Genomic DNA, 17,666 nt, shown 5'->3' on the forward strand with positions numbered 1-17,666 from the left:
GTCAACCAACCCCCGACGTCATGCTTACCAAGCAACTCGTTGATGCAAAACCTGTTTTTTGCGTCTACGCTGGGATTGGATCCGATGAACAGATGGATCTGTCCATTTTTTTCGCAATGAGGTGTCCATGAGTCAGGCGTTTCTCCCCTTCTCTCGCCCGAGTATCGGCGACGAAGAAATTGCGGCCGTCGAGCAGGTTCTGCGCTCAGGCTGGATCACCACCGGGCCGAAAAACCAGGCACTTGAAGAACAGTTCGCGCAGTACGTGGGTTGCAAGCACGCCGTTGCTCTCTCCTCCGCCACCGGCGGCATGCACATCACCCTGCTGGCCCTGGGCATCGGTCCCGGCGATGAAGTCATCACGCCGTCGCAGACCTGGGTCTCCACCGCCAACATGATTTCCCTGCTGGGCGCCACACCGGTGTTCGTCGATGTCGACCGCGACACCCTGATGACTGACGCTGCCCGCATCGAAGCCGCCATCACGCCACGCACCAAAGCCATCATTCCGGTGCACTACGCCGGTGCCGCGTTCGATCTGGATCCGCTGTACGCACTGGCGGACAAGCACGGCATCGCCGTCATCGAAGACGCTGCCCACGCTGCCGGCACCCGCTACAAGGGCCGCCACGTCGGCTCCCGGGGCACGGCGATCTTCTCGTTCCACGCGATCAAGAACATGACCTGCGCCGAGGGCGCGATGTTCGTCACCGACGACGAAGCCCTGGCCAGCCGCGTGCGCATGCTCAAGTTCCACGGTCTGGGCGTCGATGCCTACGACCGTTTGACCGGTGGCCGCAAGCCACAGGCCCAGGTAATTGAGCCGGGCTTCAAGTACAACCTGTCCGACATCAACGCCGCCATTGCCCTGGTGCAACTGGAGCGTCTGGACGCCATCAACGCCCGCCGTACCGAGCTGGCCGGTCAGTACCTGCAAAAGCTCGAAGGCTTGCCGGTGCAGCCGCTGGCCGTGCCGCAGCAATACGCCCAGCAACACGCCTGGCACCTGTTCATCCTGCGCATCGACAGCGAGCGCTGCGGGATGGATCGCGAAGCCTTCATGAAGGGCCTGCAGGAGCAAGGCATCGGCACCGGCATTCATTTCATCGCCACCCACCTGCACACCTGGTACCGCCAGCGTGACCCTGACCTGTACCTGCCCAACACCGAATGGAACTCGGCGCGGCTGTGCTCGATTCCGCTGTTCCCCGACATGACCGACCAGGATCTGGATCGTGTTGTCGGCGCCATCGCCACTCTTATGGACAAACGCTCGTGAGACCTTACCCGATTAAATGCGTGTCGATCGTCATCCCGGTCTACAACGAACAGGACAGTCTGCCTGAGCTGCTTCGGCGCACAGAGGCGGCCTGCGCCCAACTCAAACATGACTACGAAATCGTGCTGGTCGACGACGGCAGCCGCGACGAGTCGGCCAACATGCTCGAAGAAGCCGCCGGACGCGAAAACAGCCCGTTCGTAGCGGTCATCCTCAACCGCAACTATGGTCAGCACGCCGCGATCATGGCCGGTTTCGAGCAGTGCAAGGGCGACGTGGTGATCACCATCGACGCTGACCTGCAGAACCCGCCGGAAGAAATTCCGCGCCTGGTGGCCGAAGCCGAAAAGGGTTACGACGTCGTCGGCACCGTGCGCGGCAACCGTCAGGACTCGGCCCTGCGCCGCTACCCGTCGAAGCTGATCAACCTCGCGGTGCAACGCTCCACCGGCGTGGCCATGAGCGACTACGGCTGTATGCTGCGCGCCTACCGCCGCACCATCATCGACGCCATGCTCGCCTGCCGCGAACGCAGCACGTTCATTCCGATCCTGGCCAACAGCTTTGCCCGCCACACCACCGAAATCGTCGTGGCCCACGCCGAGCGTGAACACGGCGACTCGAAATACAGCCCGATGCGCCTGATCAACCTGATGTTCGATCTGGTTACCTGCATGACTACCACGCCGCTGCGTCTGCTGAGCATCGTCGGCTTCGCGATGGCAGGTCTGGGCGCACTGTTCGCCGTTGCGCTGATCGTGCTGCGCCTGGCGTTCGGTGCAGGCTGGGCCGGTGACGGCACGTTCGTACTGTTTGCGGTGCTGTTCGTGTTCACCGGTGGCCAGTTCATCGGCATGGGTCTGCTGGGTGAATACCTGGGACGCATGTACAGCGACGTGCGCGCCCGCCCGCGCTTCTTCATTGAAAAGGTGTTGCGCAGCCAGCCGGCCTCCCCGGCACCTGCGGTCACCGTTGACGGCCTTACTTCCAATTCCACTTCCGATCAGGTTCTCTCATGAGTGCAAAAACTGTTGTCTTCGCTTACCACGATATTGGCTGCGCCGGCATTGAAGCCCTGCTTAACAGCGGCTACGACATTGCAGCAGTGTTCACTCACGCCGACGATCCGAAAGAAAACGCCTTCTACGCCTCGGTTGCACAGCTGTGCGCCAGCAAAGGCATCCCGGTCCATGCCCCGGAAGACGCCAACCACCCGCTGTGGATCGAGCGCATCGCCAAGCTCGACCCTGAGTACATTTTCTCGTTCTACTACCGCAACCTGCTGAGCGAGCCACTGCTGGCACTGGCCAAAAAAGGCGCGTTCAACCTGCACGGCTCGCTGCTGCCACGCTACCGTGGTCGCGCACCGGCCAACTGGGTGCTGGTCAACGGCGAAACCGAAACCGGCGTCACCCTGCACCGCATGGTCAAGCGCGCCGATGCCGGCGCCATCGTTGCCCAGCAACGCGTTGCCATCGAGCGCAGCGACACCGGTCTGACCCTGCACGCCAAACTGCGCACTGCCGCCAGCGACCTGCTGCGCGACACCCTGCCGAACATGCTGCAAGGCAAGATCAACGAAACCCCGCAAGACGAATCCAAGGCCACCGTTTTCGGTCGTCGTACTCCGGCGGATGGCAAACTGGTCTGGGCCAAACCGGCCGAGCAACTGTTCAACCTGGTTCGCGCCGTGACCCGTCCGTACCCGGGCGCCTTCTGCGCCGTGGGCGAGCACAAGCTGATCGTCTGGAGCGCCGAAGTCGTCAAGGGCAACGAAGGTCAGGCTCCTGGCCGTGTGATCAGCGTCGATCCGCTGCGCATTGCCTGCGGTGAAGACTCGCTGGTGATCAACGCCGGTCAGCGCAACGACAACGGTCTGTACCTGAGCGGCCCGCAACTGGCCAATGAACTGGGTCTGGTCGACGGCTCGCTGCTGCGTGGTGCCGAATCCGGCCGTGCGCCACGTCGCACCCGCGTGCTGATCCTGGGCGTCAACGGTTTCATCGGTAACCACCTGTCCGAGCGTCTGCTGCGTGACGACCGCTACGAGATCTATGGCCTGGACATCGGTTCCGACGCCATCGACCGTCTGCGCGACCACCCGCGTTTCCACTTCGTCGAAGGCGACATCAGCATTCACTCCGAGTGGATCGAGTACCACATCAAGAAGTGCGACGTGGTCCTGCCGCTGGTGGCCATCGCCACGCCGATCGAATACACCCGCAACCCGCTGCGCGTGTTCGAACTGGACTTCGAAGAGAACCTGAAACTGGTTCGCTACTGCGTCAAGTACAACAAGCGCGTGATCTTCCCTTCGACCTCCGAAGTCTATGGCATGTGCCAGGACAAGAACTTCGACGAAGACAGCTCCAACCTGATCGTCGGCCCGATCAACAAGCAGCGCTGGATCTACTCGGTTTCCAAGCAACTGCTGGACCGCGTGATCTGGGCTTACGGCGCCAAGGGCCTGAACTTCACCCTGTTCCGTCCGTTCAACTGGATGGGCCCGCGTCTGGACCGTCTGGACTCGGCCCGTATCGGCAGCTCCCGCGCCATCACCCAGTTGATCCTGAACCTGGTGGAAGGCACCCCGATCCGTCTGTTCGACGGCGGTGAGCAGAAGCGCTGCTTCACCGACATCGCCGACGGCGTCGAGGCGCTGGCCCGCATCATCGACAACGACAACGATGTCTGCAACGGCCAGATCATCAACATCGGCAACCCGGAAAACGAAGCCAGCATCCGTCAGCTGGGCGAAGAACTGCTGCGTCAGTTCGAAGCTCACCCGCTGCGCAGCAACTTCCCTCCGTTCGCCGGTTTCCGCGACGTGGAAAGCAAGGCGTTCTACGGTGCCGGTTACCAGGACGTGGAACACCGCAAGCCAAGCATCGCCAACGCCAAGCGCCTGTTGAACTGGGAGCCGACCGTGGAAATGCGCGAGACCATCGGCAACACCCTGGACTTCTTCCTGCGTGAAGCCATGCTCGAAATCGCGGACAAGCGTTAATGCAGGCAGGTCTTCGTATCGATGTCGACACCTACCGAGGCACCCGTGAAGGGGTGCCCCGGTTGCTGGAAATCCTCGACGAAGCGCAGGTCAAGGCAACGTTTTTCTTCAGTGTCGGCCCGGACAACATGGGCCGACATCTGTGGCGCCTGATCCGCCCGCAATTCCTCTGGAAAATGCTGCGTTCCAACGCCGCCGGCCTGTATGGCTGGGACATTCTGCTGGCCGGGACTGCCTGGCCGGGCAAGCCGATCGGTCGCGACCTCGGGCACCTGATGCGTCAGGCCCGGGACGCCGGCCATGAAGTCGGCCTGCACGCCTGGGATCACCACGGCTGGCAGGCCAATGCCGGCACCTGGAGCGACGCGCAACTGATCGAACAGATCCGTCGCGGCGTCGACACCCTGAGCGACATCATCGGCGAGAAAATCCAGTGCTCGGCCGCCGCCGGATGGCGCGCGGACGAGCGCGTGGTCGAAGCCAAAGAAACCTTCGGTTTTCGCTATAACAGCGATTGCCGCGGGAATCGGCTGTTTCGACCGCTGCTGGCCGATGGTTCAGTGGGTGCGCCGCAGATTCCGGTGGACATGCCGACCTTCGACGAGGTGGTCGGCCCGACCGTGGCGGCGAAGGACTTCAACGCCTTCATCCTTGACCGGTTCCGCCCGGACAACCTCAACAACTACACCATTCATGCCGAAGTAGAAGGGATTCTGATGGCCGACGATTTTCGCCGTTTGCTGGCCGATGCACGCCAGCGAGAAATCGAGTTCAAGCCTTTGGGCGATCTGTTGCCCGAGTTTCTCAACACATTGCCTGTCGGCCGTGTGCAGCGTGGCGTCCTCGAGGGCCGTGAAGGCTGGCTGGGAGTGCAAGGGGCATGAGCAAGCGCTGGGCATTGCCGCTGCTGATCGGACTGTTTCTGCTCGCCTACCTGCTGCCACTCGGCACCCATGGTCTGTGGATTCCCGATGAAACCCGTTACGCCCAGATCAGCCAGGACATGCTGCTGAGCGGCAATTGGGTGTCCCCGCATTTCATGGGCCTGCGTTATTTCGAGAAACCGATTGCCGGTTACTGGATGATCGCGCTGGGCCAGGAACTGTTCGGGCAAAACCTGTTCGGCGTGCGTTTCGCCTCGGCCCTCAGCACAGGTTTGAGCGTGCTGTTGTGCTTCCTGGTTGCCCGTCGCCTGTGGAACGAGCCGAGCAAAAGCTTCATCTGCGCCCTGCTCTACATGAGCTTCACGGTGGTTGCCGGTCAGGCGGGTTATGCCAACCTCGATCCGCAATTCACCTTCTGGGTCAACCTGAGCCTTGTGGCCCTGTGGTTTGCCGTCGACAGCCACAGCACCCGGCAACGCGTGATCAGTTGGGCCGTGTTGGGGCTGGCTTGCGGCATGGGCTTCATGACCAAGGGTTTTCTCGCCTGGCTGCTGCCGGTGCTGATCGCCCTGCCCTGGATGCTCTGGCAGAAACGCTGGCGTGAACTGCTGATCTACGGTCCGGTGGCAGTTGCCGTGGCGATCGTCGTCAGCCTGCCGTGGGTGCTGGCCGTGCACAGTCAGGAACCGGATTACTGGCGGTTCTTCTTCTGGCACGAACACATCCGCCGCTTTGCCGGTGACGATGCCCAGCACGACGCACCATGGTGGTTCTACCTGCCATTGCTGGTTGCCTTCAGTCTGCCGTGGGTCGGCATGCTGGTGCCGGCGTTCAAGCAAGCCTGGCAGACCCGTACCCAACCGGGCATTGCCTTCCTGCTGCTGTGGCTGGTGATGCCGCTGGCATTTTTCAGCACCGCCAACGGCAAGCTGCCGACCTACATCCTGCCGTGCCTGCTGCCGCTGGCGCTGTTGCTGGGTCATGCCCTGGCCGACCGTTTGCGTCTGGAACAGGGCCGGGCCTTGAGCATCAACGGCCTGCTGAACCTGGTGCTGGGTGTCGTCACGCTGATCGCACTGGTTTACCTGCAACTGAAAAAACCGGTGTACGACCATGAGTTGCACAGCATGGTGCTGGTGTTCATTGCCCTGATCGGCTGGATCATCGCCAACCTTGCGCAGGCATTTCTGCCGCTGCAGTGCTGGGCCGCTCCGGCGCTCGGCAGTCTGCTGCTGATTGGCGTGCTGCCGGCCGCGCTGCCGAAGTCGGTGGTGGCCAACAAGACTCCGGACCAGTTCATCCTGCATCACCTCGACGAACTGTCCGGCACCACGCACCTGCTGAGCAACGATCTCGGTGCTGCTTCGGCACTGGCCTGGCGCCTTAAGCAACCCAAGGTGGCGTTGTACAACACCGTGGGCGAGCTTAAGTACGGCCTGAGCTATCCAGAGGGTACGGAACAGCGGATCACCACCGATGAAGTCCAGCAGTGGGTACGCGATGCCCGCCGCACCGGCTCGGTCGGCGTGGTCATGCGGGTCAAGGGCGACGACGAGCTGCATGAAGTCGACCTGCTGCCCAAGGACGGCACCCGTTATGAGCAAGGCAACCTGGTGATCATCGTCCTGCCCAAGGATCCGTCATGAGTTGGTTGCTGTTGCTGACGGCGTGTCTGCTGACGTGCCTGGGCCAGGTGGCGCAAAAGTACGCGGTGGAGAGCTGGCGTGGTGTCGACTCGTCCTGGGCCGACAAACTGCGCTCGCCGTGGCTATGGCTGGCGCTCTTCGCACTCGGCTCGGGCCTGCTGGTCTGGCTGCTGGTATTGCAACGCCTTGAAGTGGGCATCGCTTACCCGATGCTCAGCCTCAACTTTGTGCTGATCACGCTGATCGCGCGTTTCGTGTTTCGCGAACCGATCGATCGCCAGCACTGGATCGGCGTGGCGTTGGTGATCGGCGGCGTGGCACTGCTGGGGCAACAGTCATGAGTCAGGGACGCGGAATCGGTTTCGCCCTGGGCAGCGTGTTGCTGGTCAGCGGCGCCCAACTGGGCATGCGCTGGAGCATGACGCGCCTGCCGCAGCCGGAACAATGGTTGTCAGCCTTGAGCAGCGGCAGCGTCGATCTGTCGGCGCTGGCGGTGGTCGTCACTGCCATTTTTGCCTACGCACTGTCGATGCTCTGCTGGCTCGCCGCCCTGCGCGACCTGCCGCTGGGCCGGGCCTATTCGCTGCTGAGCATCAGCTATGCGCTGGTGTATCTGTTGGCGGCCAGTCTGCCGCTGTTCAACGAATCCTTCAGTTTCACCAAATCACTGGGCGTGGCACTGGTCATGCTCGGTGTCATCACTATCAACACTCGTCCGGCACAAGCGCCCGATTTGAGGAGTGCTCCATGAAAATCACAGTATTTGGAAGCGGTTACGTCGGCCTGGTGCAAGCCGCGGTTCTGGCCGAGGTCGGCCATGATGTCGTGTGCATGGATATCGATCAGAAGAAGGTCGAGCTGCTCAGCCAGGGTCACGTCAGCATCTTCGAACCGGGCCTGTCGAGCCTGGTCCGTGAAGGCCTGGATTCCGGTCGTCTGCACTTCACTTCCGATGAGAAAACCGCCGTACTTCACGGTCGCGTCGCCTTCATTGCCGTGGGCACACCCTCCAGCGAGGATGGCTCGGCCGACCTGAAATACGTGCTGTCGGTAGGCGATGCCGTTGCCCGCCATCGCGAGCAACCGCTGATCCTGGTGGAAAAATCCACCGTACCGGTCGGCACCGGCGACACCCTGCGCGCCCATATCCAGGCCGCGCTGGACAAGGCCGGTCGCGCGCTGCAGTTCGATATCGTCTCCAACCCGGAATTCCTCAAGGAAGGTTCGGCGGTCTCCGACTGCCGTCGTCCGGACCGCATCGTCATCGGCTGCGAAGGTGACGAAGTGCGCGACGTGATGCGCGACCTGTACTCGCCGTTCAACCGCAACCATGACCGCATCATGTTCATGGACCTGCGCAGCGCCGAGCTGACCAAGTACGCCGCCAACTGCATGCTGGCGACCAAGATCAGTTTCATCAATCAGATCGCCGAACTGGCCGAACACCTGGGCGCCGACATCGAGTCGGTACGCCAGGGCATCGGCGCGGACACGCGCATCGGTTACCACTTCATCTATCCGGGCTGCGGCTACGGCGGTTCGTGCTTCCCCAAAGACATGCGCGCGCTGATCCACAGTGCCGAACAGGCCCATTGCTCCAGCGACCTGCTGCAAGCGGTCGAGGCGATCAACGAGCGTCAGAAGCACAAGCTGTTCGACCGCATCAATGCGTTCTACAAGGGTGATCTGCGCGGCAAGACCTTCGCCCTGTGGGGTCTGGCGTTCAAGCCGAACACCGACGACATGCGCGATGCGCCAAGCCGCGTCCTGCTCGACTCGCTGTTCGCCGCCGGCGCCAGCGTTCGCGCGTTCGACCCGGAAGCGATGCAGGAAACCCAGCATCTGTACCCGAACGAAGAAAAACTGATGCTGATGGGCACCCCTGAATCGGTGCTTGCCGGTTCCGACGCGCTGATCATCTGCACCGAATGGCAACAGTTCAAAGCACCGGATTTCGACCTGATCCAGCAACGCCTCAAGGATCCGGTGATCTTCGACGGCCGTAACCTGTACGACGCCGATCGTCTGGCGCGCAATGGCTTCAAGTACTTCCCGATCGGCCGTGGGGATTCGCGCAAGTTGCCGATCCCGCTGCAACAATGGCCTAACACTGCGGACGTCGCTTGATCACGTTGTCGCCTGCCATCCGCCGGCAGTCCCTGATCGCAGGGCTGCTGGCACTGTTGTTGTTTATCGCCGGGGTTTATGGACAGGCACCCATTGGCTTTGATTCACGCTTTGTGCTGTTTGCCCAGGAAATGCTGCGACACGGGCCGACGGTATTCCCGACCACCTACAGCCAGCCGTACGCCGATTATTCGGCGTTATCGACGCTGTTCATCTGGCTGTTGTCGCTGCCCTTCGGCGCGATCAATACCCTGACCGCGTGGTTGCCCAGCGCCATCGCCGGCGGGGTGATCGTGACATTGATGTACCGCTTGCTGGCGGTGCATTCGCAGCGTTGGGCATTGATCAGCATTGCGCTGCTGATGCTCACCAGCACCTTCATCACGGAAGTCCGCGCCGTGTCGCAAGACCTGATGCTGGCTGCCGTGGCGCTGTCGGTGTTCTACCTGGGCTACGCACACGACCATTTCGGCTCCGGCCGGCGCTGGCCGCTGATTTTCGTCCTGCTGTTGCTGGGTTTCGGCATTCGCGGGCCGATCGGGCTAGTGGTGCCGACCGGCATGCTCTGCAGCTATTACCTGCTCAACCGTCAGTGGACACGGCTGTTCGTGTTCGGTGTGCTGGCGTCGATCCTGCTCGCGGTGTGTGTCGGCCTGTTGTTGTGGCTGGCCAAGCTCAGCGGCGGCGAGGCTTTCCTGCAAGACGTGATCCGCATGCAGTTCATGGGGCGCATGGATGGCAGTGAAGGCGTCAGCGGTTCGCTGTACTACTTCACCAGTTCGCTGGGCAACTACGCGCTGGCTTATCCGCTGGCCATTGTGGTGCTGGCGGCGGCACGGCTGAGCAAACCGCATCAGCGCGGACCGGCCTTGCGCCTGGTGCAATATTGCGCGGCGGCTGGGTTGATCGTCATGGTTGGTCTGTCGATTCCACAGGCGAAGAAGGCGCGTTACCTGCTGCCGATGTTGCCGATGGCCGCGATCATCGCCGCGTATCCGTTCCAGGTAGCTCACGGTCGGGTATTCGCCTGGTTGCGCGGGATCATTCAGGCCCTGTGGCTGCTGACGCCGCTGTTGCTGATCGTTGCCCTGCTGGTTGCGCGACGCAAGTTCCCGGAGCTGTTGACCGGCGTCATGCCGGTGCTGATCGTGCTGGGCGTGCTGCAACTGCTGGCGCTGTCCCGACTGTGGAAGCCGCGCTGGCGTGCCGAAGTGCTGGCCCTGAGCGCGGTGCTGGCGCTGTGGACGGTCTATGCAGCCGTGTTCGAGCCGGTGGAACGCGCGCTCTATGACACCCGTTCTTTCAGTCGGGCGGCGTTCGCCCAGGTTCAACAGAACCCGGCCCCGCTGGTGCTGCACGGCATGGGCAAGGACGCCAAGGCGATCAAGTTCATGGTCAACGTCGAACAGGACCTGCAACCGCAGTTCACCGAAACCGTTCAGCAACTGGAAGCACTCCAGGGTCCCGCCTGGCTGATCATGGACAGCAAGGACCTGCAGTCACTGCAAGGCACGCCGCTGGCAAGCCTGCAGCCGGTATTGAGCGGTCGCTTCGACAAGAACGATTACGTGCTGTTGTACCTGAAACCCTTGTAGACCTCGCTGAAGGCTGCGATCTTGCGGAGCTTCCCAGGATCGCAGCCATCGGCAGTTCCCGCATGACATTTCTCATTCGCCCCGCCCGGCCCGCAGACGCGGCCACCCTCCCCGCCATCGAACGTTCGGCCGCTGAACTGTTTCGTCTGGATCCCGCACTGGCCTGGCTGGCCGACAGCGATGTACCCGACGCCGCGCAGCATTTGCAGGCCATCGAGCAGGGACATGTATGGATTGCAGAAAATACTGTCGGACAACTTGCCGGTTTTTTAAGGGCCGTTGAAATCGACAACCAGTTGCACGTTGAAGAGCTGTCCGTCAGCCAACACTTTCAGGGCCAGGGCATCGGTCGCAAGTTACTGTTGGGCGTGATTGAGCACGCGCGACGACAGCAACTTGAGGCGATCACGCTGACCACTTTTCGCGACCTGCCGTGGAATGCGCCGTTCTATCAACGAATGGGGTTTGTCGTACTGGACGACGAAAATATCGGAACTCATCTTGCCGAGGCCTTGCGCGACGAAATTGCCCACGGCCTTCCCGGTAAACGTCGCTGCGCCATGCGCCTGACGCTTCCCTGATATCACGACCGTCTTGCGCACGCTTGACCGGTAACCGGCACGCGGTGAGGATGGCAACGCCGCTCGTATCCGAATTTGAAATAAGGACATTGACCTTTTCGTGGCCACTTACTCGCGCCTTATTCGCCGGCTGATGATCACCTCGTTGACCATCGTCATCAGCCGCGCCCTGATCAGCCCTCTGTTGACCCTGTTCCTGAGCAACAAGCTGGGCCTCGACCCTCAGGATGTCGGGCTGTTGCTGGGCATCGCGGTGTTCAGTGCCACGCTGCTGTCACTCTATGGCGGCTACATCATCGACCGCCTCGACAAGCGTCGGTTGCTGATCCTGACCATGCTGTCGAGCGGCGTTGGCCTGATTCTGCTGACTTTTGCGCAAAACCTGTATCTGGTCACCCTGGTGCTGATCATCAGCGAAACCGCTTCGGCATTGTTCCTGATTGGCTCCAAGGCGATCCTCAGTGAAAACCTGCCCGTCGGACAACGGGTGAAAGCGTTCTCGCTGAATTACACCCTGACCAATATCGGCTACGCCATCGGCCCGATGATCGGCGTGGTGATTGCCGGCGTCCAGCCCACCGCGCCGTTTATCGTTGCTGGCGCGATTGCCTGCGGCAGCGTGTTTCTGCTGCTCGGCGTCTCGCGGGAAGCCGATCCGCAATCGTCGGGCAAACAGCCACAGAGTTTCCTGGACACGCTGAGAATCCTCAAGAACGACCGCACGATGGTCCTGTTCACTTTGGGCTGCCTGCTCAGCACACTGGTTCACGGGCGGTTCACCCTGTACCTGTCGCAGTACCTGTTGGTGACTCACACCCAGCAGCAGACGCTCGACACCATGGCCGCTTTGCTCGCCTGCAATGCGATTACCGTCATCCTGCTGCAATACCAGATCGGTCGCCTGCTCAAGCGTGAACATCTGCGGCGCTGGATCGCCGGCGGCACAGCGTTGTTCATCGGCGGGCTGATCGGTTTCAGCATGGCCGACAGCCTCATCGGCTGGTGCGTAGCCATGTTCATCTTCACCCTGGGCGAGATGATCATCTATCCGGCGGACTTCCTGTTCGTCGACACCCTGGCCCCGGAAGCCCTGCGCGGCAGCTACTACGGCGCGCAGAACCTGGCGGCACTGGGCGGGGCTTTGAGCCCGGTGATGTGTGGATTCCTGCTGATGCACACCCCGGCGCCGAGCATGTTCTATGCCTTGAGTGCACTGGCCGCGCTGGGTGGATACTTGTGCGTGGTCAGTGGCCGTCGAATGAAAATAGTTCAAAAATAATGCACTGAAGATGCATTTATATGAATTTGTCAGCATCGAGATTGCTTGGCACACTGTGCGCGTTCCTCCCCCAATAGTTGGAACGCTTCGAAGGACTTTCCGGGTTGACGGACAAGTCCTTTTTTTTGCCTTCGGTTTTCTTCAAAGGATCGCTTCTTCATGCTCGCTCGCTGGTTGCCCGCTGCCATCAACACCCGCCCCACCGAATGGAGCCGTGCCGCCATCGGCATGGCACTCGGCACGCTGTTCAGCGTGTGGGCCTGCAGTCAGGTGTTCGGCATCGAAGTGGCCTACCACCTGATCGGCCCGCTGGGTGCGTCGGCGGTGTTGCTGTTCGCCGTATCTTCCGGCGCCCTCGCCCAGCCATGGTCGATCATTGGCGGCTACCTGTGTGCGGGCGTCGTCGCGTTGCTGGTGGCCCACGTCCTCGGCCGAACCTTGGGCAGCGCGTGCCTGGCGGCGGGCATGGCACTGATCCTGATGTGCTGGCTGCGCTGCCTGCACCCACCGGCCGGCGCCGTCGCGTTGACCATGGTGCTGGCCGATCCGACGACCATCGCCATGGACTGGAAAGCCCTGGAACCGGTGATGCTCAGTGCCGCGTGCATGCTGCTCGCCGCTTTGGCCTACAACAACCTGACCCGTATCCGCTACCCGAAACGCCCCGCCGAACCTGCGCCGGCCGTGACGCCGGTGGATATTCAGTCCATCACGGCCGAGGATCTGAAACTGGCGCTGGCGGACATGGAGGCGTTCATCGATGTCACCCCGGAGGATCTGGAACAGTTGATTCACGCCAGTGAATTGCATGCCAGGCGGCGGAGCATCGGCCAGGTGTTCCGCTGAGTCCGGAGCCTGCCCCTGTCAGCGTTGTCGATTGAAGAGAAGCCGCGATCCCGTGCATTCAGCCCAAGGCAAAAATGCAGACACCCCATGCACATATCCCCGTTGTACACGGCAAATTTGCACTGTTACGATCCGCTAACGCCCGCGCGCGGGCTTCTCGAATAAAGACAATAAAAGCAGGGAGTTAGTGATGACTGCTCAGGCTTCATCCCCGCGGACTTCGTCCATGGATGCCACGCAAAACGAAGTGCTGGCCGAGGTTCGCAATCACATCGGTCACCTGACCCTCAACCGCCCCGCCGGCCTCAATGCCCTGACCCTCGACATGGTGCGCCAGCTCCAGCAACACCTGGACGCCTGGGCCGCCGATGCCAATATTCACGCCGTGGTACTGCGCGGTGCCGGCGAAAAAGCCTTCTGTGCCGGTGGCGACATTCGTTCCCTGTACGACAGCCATAAAAGCGGCGACACGCTGCACGAAGACTTTTTCGTCGAGGAATACGCCCTCGACCTGACGATCCATCACTACCGCAAACCGGTGCTGGCACTGATGGACGGTTTCGTTCTCGGCGGTGGCATGGGTCTGGTGCAAGGCGCCGATCTGCGGGTGGTCACCGAGAAGAGCCGACTGGCAATGCCGGAAGTGGCCATCGGTTATTTCCCGGATGTCGGCGGCAGTTATTTCCTGCCGCGCATTCCCGGCGAACTGGGGATTTACCTGGGTGTCAGCGGCGTGCAGATTCGGGCGGCGGATGCGCTGTATTGCGGCCTTGCCGACTGGTATCTGGACAGCAGCAAACTCGGCACCCTCGACGAACAGCTCGACCAGTTGCAATGGCACGACACGCCATTGAAAGACCTGCAAAACCTGCTGGCCCGCTACGCCGTGCAAACCCTGCCGGATGCGCCGCTCGAAGCCTTGCGCCCGGTCATCGACCACTTCTTCGCCTTGCCTGACGTGCCGAGCATCGTCGAGCAACTGCGTGCCGTCACCGTCGCCGACAGCCATGAATGGGCAACCACCACCGCCGACCTGCTGGAAACCCGCTCGCCACTGGCCATGGGCGTGACCCTGGAAATGCTGCGTCGCGGCCGGCACCTGAGCCTGGAGCACTGCTTCGCCCTCGAGCTGCATCTGGATCGCCAGTGGTTCGAACGCGGCGACCTGATCGAAGGCGTGCGCGCTTTGCTGATCGATAAGGACAAATCACCACGTTGGAACCCGCCGACCCTTGCCGCGTTGCATGCCGAGCACGTCGCGAGTTTCTTTCACGGTTTCGAAGAGAGCGGGAGCTGAGCCATGCACGATCTCGAATTGACTGAAGACCAGGTAATGATCCGCGACATGGCCCGGGACTTTGCCCGTGGCGAAATCGCCCCCCACGCCCAGGCCTGGGAAAAGGCCGGCTGGATCGATGACGGTCTGGTGGCGAAGATGGGCGAACTCGGCCTGCTGGGCATGGTGGTGCCAGAAGAATGGGGCGGCACTTACGTCGACTACGTGGCCTATGCGCTGGCGGTGGAAGAGATTTCCGCCGGCGACGGCGCTACCGGCGCGTTCATGAGCATTCATAACTCGGTGGGCTGCGGCCCCGTGCTCAACTACGGCAGCGAAGAACAGAAACAGACCTGGCTGGCGGACCTGGCCAGCGGCGCGGTGATCGGCTGCTTCTGCCTGACCGAACCCCAGGCCGGCTCCGAAGCGCACAACCTGCGCACCCGCGCCGAACTGCGCGACGGGCAATGGGTGATCAACGGCGCCAAGCAATTCGTCAGCAACGGCAAGCGGGCGAAACTGGCGATTGTGTTTGCCGTGACCGATCCGGATCTGGGCAAGCGCGGCATTTCGGCATTTCTGGTGCCGACCGATACGCCGGGTTTCATCGTCGACCGCACCGAACACAAGATGGGCATTCGCGCTTCAGACACCTGCGCGGTGACGTTGAACGATTGCCGTATTCCCGAAGCCAATCTGCTGGGTGAACGCGGCAAAGGCCTGGCCATTGCTCTGTCCAACCTTGAAGGCGGACGCATCGGCATTGCCGCGCAAGCGCTGGGCATCGCCCGCGCGGCGTTTGAAGCAGCGCTGGGATACGCCCGTGATCGGGTGCAGTTCGGCAAGGCCATCGTCGAGCACCAGAGCATCGCCAACCTGCTGGCGGACATGCAGATGCAGATCAACGCGGCACGGCTGATGATCCTGCACGCGGCGCGGTTGCGCACGGCGGGCAAACCCTGTCTGTCGGAGGCTTCGCAGGCCAAGCTGTTTGCGTCGGAAATGGCTGAAAAGGTGTGCTCGTCAGCGATTCAGATTCATGGCGGGTATGGGTATCTGGAGGATTACCCGGTGGAGAAATATTACCGGGATGCGCGGATTACCCAGATTTATGAGGGATCCAGCGAGATACAGCGGATGGTGATTGCTCGGGAGTTGAAGAACTACCAACTCTGATTGGGCGCCCCCACGCAATGCGTGGGGGCGAACTCCATTACTTGCCTTGGAACTCCGGCGACCGCTTCGCCACAAACGCCGCCATCCCTTCCTTCTGATCCTGCGTCGCAAACGCCGCATGGAACACCCGGCGCTCGAAGCGCACGCCTTCGGTCAGGTTCACTTCAAAGGCGCGGTTGACGCTTTCCTTGACCATCATTGCAATCGGCAGCGATTTGCTGGCGATCACCGCCGCGACTTTCAGCGCTTCATCCAGCAACTCGTCGCTCGGCACGATACGCGCAACGATGCCGCAACGCTCGGCTTCCACCGCGTCGATCAAACGCCCGCTCAGGCACATTTCCATGGCCTTGGCCTTGCCCACGGCGCGGGTCAGGCGCTGGGTGCCGCCCATGCCCGGCAGTACGCCGAGGTTGATTTCCGGCTGGCCGAATTTGGCGTTGTCACCGGCCAGGATGAAGTCGCACATCAGCGCCAGTTCACAGCCGCCACCGAGGGCAAAACCGTTGACCGCCGCGATGATCGGCTTGCGGCGGTTGGCCACGCGGTCGCTGTCGCTGAAAAGGTCGTCCATGTAGATCTGCGGGTAGGTCAGCTCGGCCATTTCCTTGATGTCGGCGCCGGCAGCGAAGGCTTTCTTCGAGCCGGTGATGACGATGCAACCAATGTTCGCATCGGCTTCCAGGCCATCAAGGGCGCGGTTCACTTCGCTGACCAGTTGCGCGTTCAGGGCATTCAGCGCCTGCGGGCGGTTCAGGGTGATGACGCCGACGCGGCCATGGGTTTCCAGCAAAATCGTTTCGTAACTCATGTGCAGATTCCTTCTCAAAGATTGCGCGAAATGACCATGCGCTGAATGTCGCTGGTGCCTTCGTAGATCTGGCAGACCCGCACGTCGCGGTAGATGCGCTCCAGCGGGAAGTCGTTGAGGTAACCGTAACCGCCCAGGGTTTGCAAGGCCATGGAGCAGACCTTCTCGGCCATTTCCGAGGCGAACAGCTTGGCCATCGACGCTTCCACCAGCGCCGGCTGACCGCTGTCGCGCAGAGCGGCGGCGTAATGCACCATCTGCCGCGCCACGGCGATCTGGGTGGCCATGTCCGCCAGACGGAACGCCACGGCCTGATGCTCGATGATCGGTTTGCCGAAGGTGTCACGCTCGCGGGCGTAATCACGGGCCGCTTCGAACGCAGCGCGGGCCATGCCCACCGATTGCGAAGCGATGCCGACGCGGCCGCCTTCCAGGTTGGCCAAGGCGATCTTGTAGCCCTCGCCCTCCTCGCCCAAGCGGTTGGCCACCGGCACTTTCACGTCTTCGAACAGGATCTGGCAGGTGTCCGAGGCGTGCTGGCCGAGCTTGTCTTCGACGCGAGCGACTTTGTAGCCCGGCGAGTCGGTCGGCACGATGAACGCTGTGATCCCGCGTTTGCCGGCGCTCGGGTCGGTGACCGCAAACACGATCACGATCCCGGCGTTCTGCCCGGAGGTGATGAACTGTTTGCAACCGTTGAGCACGTAGTGATCGCCTTCCCGCCGTGCGCGGGTTTTCAGGCTGCTGGCGTCGGAGCCGGCCTGGGGTTCGGTCAACGCGAAGGCACCGAGCATCTCGCCGCTGGCCAGCGGTTTGAGGAAACGTTCGCGCTGGTCGTCGTTGCCGAACTTGAGGATCGGCACGCAACCCACCGAGTTGTGCACGCTCATGATCGTCGAGCAGGCGCCGTCCCCGGCGGCGATTTCTTCCAGGGCCATGGCGTAGGCCAGGTAACCGGTGTCGCAACCGCCCCACTGCTCCGGCACCAGCATGCCGAAGAAGCCCAGCCCGGCCATTTCGCCGATGGCTTCTTTCGGGAAGCGGTGTTCGCGATCCCACTCGGCGGCGAACGGTTTCAGCCGTTCCTCGGCAAACTGCCGGGCCATGTCGCGGATTTGTTGTTGGTCGTCATTGGGAATCATGGAAAATCCTTAACTCG

At 61.9% G+C, this 17,666-nt stretch carries 16 protein-coding genes; 14 read left to right on the forward strand and 2 right to left on the reverse strand.

Annotated features, from left to right (window positions below):
* Positions 1–127 precede the first annotated feature (127 nt).
* The 14 genes from arnB (at position 128) to IF189_RS14805 (ending at position 15,696) form a co-directional block, all read left to right on the forward strand.
* A complete protein-coding gene (gene arnB / locus IF189_RS14740) occupies positions 128–1,279 on the forward strand; it encodes a UDP-4-amino-4-deoxy-L-arabinose aminotransferase (RefSeq protein ID WP_192551789.1) in 1,152 nt (383 codons plus the stop codon).
* Positions 1,276–2,298: an undecaprenyl-phosphate 4-deoxy-4-formamido-L-arabinose transferase gene (arnC, locus tag IF189_RS14745; protein ID WP_114883231.1), complete on the forward strand. Its 1,023-nt coding sequence runs from the start codon at positions 1,276–1,278 to the stop codon at positions 2,296–2,298. The genes arnB and arnC overlap by 4 nt, the downstream gene beginning before the upstream one ends.
* Positions 2,295–4,286 carry a bifunctional UDP-4-amino-4-deoxy-L-arabinose formyltransferase/UDP-glucuronic acid oxidase ArnA gene (gene arnA / locus IF189_RS14750; RefSeq protein ID WP_134827019.1) on the forward strand — a complete coding sequence of 664 codons (1,992 nt, stop codon included), beginning with the start codon at positions 2,295–2,297 and terminating at the stop codon, positions 4,284–4,286. Before arnC ends, arnA begins: the two co-directional genes overlap by 4 nt.
* Complete coding sequence (arnD, locus tag IF189_RS14755; RefSeq protein ID WP_085709968.1) at positions 4,286–5,170, forward strand: 4-deoxy-4-formamido-L-arabinose-phosphoundecaprenol deformylase; 885 nt, start codon at positions 4,286–4,288, stop codon at positions 5,168–5,170. The genes arnA and arnD overlap by 1 nt, the downstream gene beginning before the upstream one ends.
* Positions 5,167–6,816 (forward strand): lipid IV(A) 4-amino-4-deoxy-L-arabinosyltransferase, encoded by a 1,650-nt coding sequence (gene arnT / locus IF189_RS14760; protein ID WP_192551790.1) that lies wholly within the window; start codon positions 5,167–5,169, stop codon positions 6,814–6,816. The genes arnD and arnT overlap by 4 nt, the downstream gene beginning before the upstream one ends.
* Positions 6,813–7,157 carry a 4-amino-4-deoxy-L-arabinose-phosphoundecaprenol flippase subunit ArnE gene (gene arnE / locus IF189_RS14765; RefSeq protein ID WP_065257283.1) on the forward strand — a complete coding sequence of 115 codons (345 nt, stop codon included), beginning with the start codon at positions 6,813–6,815 and terminating at the stop codon, positions 7,155–7,157. Before arnT ends, arnE begins: the two co-directional genes overlap by 4 nt.
* Positions 7,154–7,567: a 4-amino-4-deoxy-L-arabinose-phosphoundecaprenol flippase subunit ArnF gene (gene arnF / locus IF189_RS14770; RefSeq protein WP_134827021.1), complete on the forward strand. Its 414-nt coding sequence runs from the start codon at positions 7,154–7,156 to the stop codon at positions 7,565–7,567. Before arnE ends, arnF begins: the two co-directional genes overlap by 4 nt.
* On the forward strand, positions 7,564–8,943 hold the full coding sequence (locus tag IF189_RS14775) for a UDP-glucose dehydrogenase family protein (protein ID WP_192551791.1): 1,380 nt from the start codon (positions 7,564–7,566) through the stop codon (positions 8,941–8,943). The genes arnF and IF189_RS14775 overlap by 4 nt, the downstream gene beginning before the upstream one ends.
* Positions 8,940–10,538, forward strand: a complete 1,599-nt coding sequence (locus IF189_RS14780) for an ArnT family glycosyltransferase (RefSeq protein WP_192551792.1) — start codon at positions 8,940–8,942, stop codon at positions 10,536–10,538. The genes IF189_RS14775 and IF189_RS14780 overlap by 4 nt, the downstream gene beginning before the upstream one ends.
* A 62-nt stretch (positions 10,539–10,600) precedes the next feature.
* The gene (locus tag IF189_RS14785) at positions 10,601–11,119 is read left to right on the forward strand and encodes a GNAT family N-acetyltransferase (RefSeq protein WP_134827023.1); all 519 of its coding nucleotides are present in this window, start codon (positions 10,601–10,603) and stop codon (positions 11,117–11,119) included.
* 100 nt (positions 11,120–11,219) lie between these two features.
* On the forward strand, positions 11,220–12,398 hold the full coding sequence (locus IF189_RS14790; RefSeq protein WP_134827024.1) for an MFS transporter: 1,179 nt from the start codon (positions 11,220–11,222) through the stop codon (positions 12,396–12,398).
* A 159-nt stretch (positions 12,399–12,557) separates the two neighbouring features.
* Complete coding sequence (locus IF189_RS14795) at positions 12,558–13,244, forward strand: HPP family protein (protein ID WP_192551793.1); 687 nt, start codon at positions 12,558–12,560, stop codon at positions 13,242–13,244.
* Between the two features lie 190 nt (positions 13,245–13,434).
* Positions 13,435–14,541, forward strand: coding sequence for an enoyl-CoA hydratase/isomerase family protein (locus IF189_RS14800; RefSeq protein ID WP_134827026.1), 1,107 nt, complete (start codon positions 13,435–13,437; stop codon positions 14,539–14,541).
* A 3-nt stretch (positions 14,542–14,544) separates the two neighbouring features.
* Positions 14,545–15,696 (forward strand): acyl-CoA dehydrogenase family protein, encoded by a 1,152-nt coding sequence (locus IF189_RS14805; RefSeq protein ID WP_085709979.1) that lies wholly within the window; start codon positions 14,545–14,547, stop codon positions 15,694–15,696.
* Between the two features lie 37 nt (positions 15,697–15,733).
* Here the strand turns inward: IF189_RS14805 and IF189_RS14810 are convergent, their stop codons facing one another.
* A complete protein-coding gene (locus IF189_RS14810; RefSeq protein ID WP_134827028.1) occupies positions 15,734–16,507 on the reverse strand; it encodes an enoyl-CoA hydratase in 774 nt (257 codons plus the stop codon).
* Between the two features lie 14 nt (positions 16,508–16,521).
* The gene (locus IF189_RS14815) at positions 16,522–17,649 is read right to left on the reverse strand and encodes an acyl-CoA dehydrogenase (RefSeq protein WP_134827029.1); all 1,128 of its coding nucleotides are present in this window, start codon (positions 17,647–17,649) and stop codon (positions 16,522–16,524) included.
* Between the last annotated feature and the right edge of the window lie 17 nt (positions 17,650–17,666).

This window comes from Pseudomonas sp. IzPS59 (assembly GCF_014863505.1).
Taxonomy (GTDB): Bacteria; Pseudomonadota; Gammaproteobacteria; order Pseudomonadales; family Pseudomonadaceae; genus Aquipseudomonas; species Aquipseudomonas kribbensis.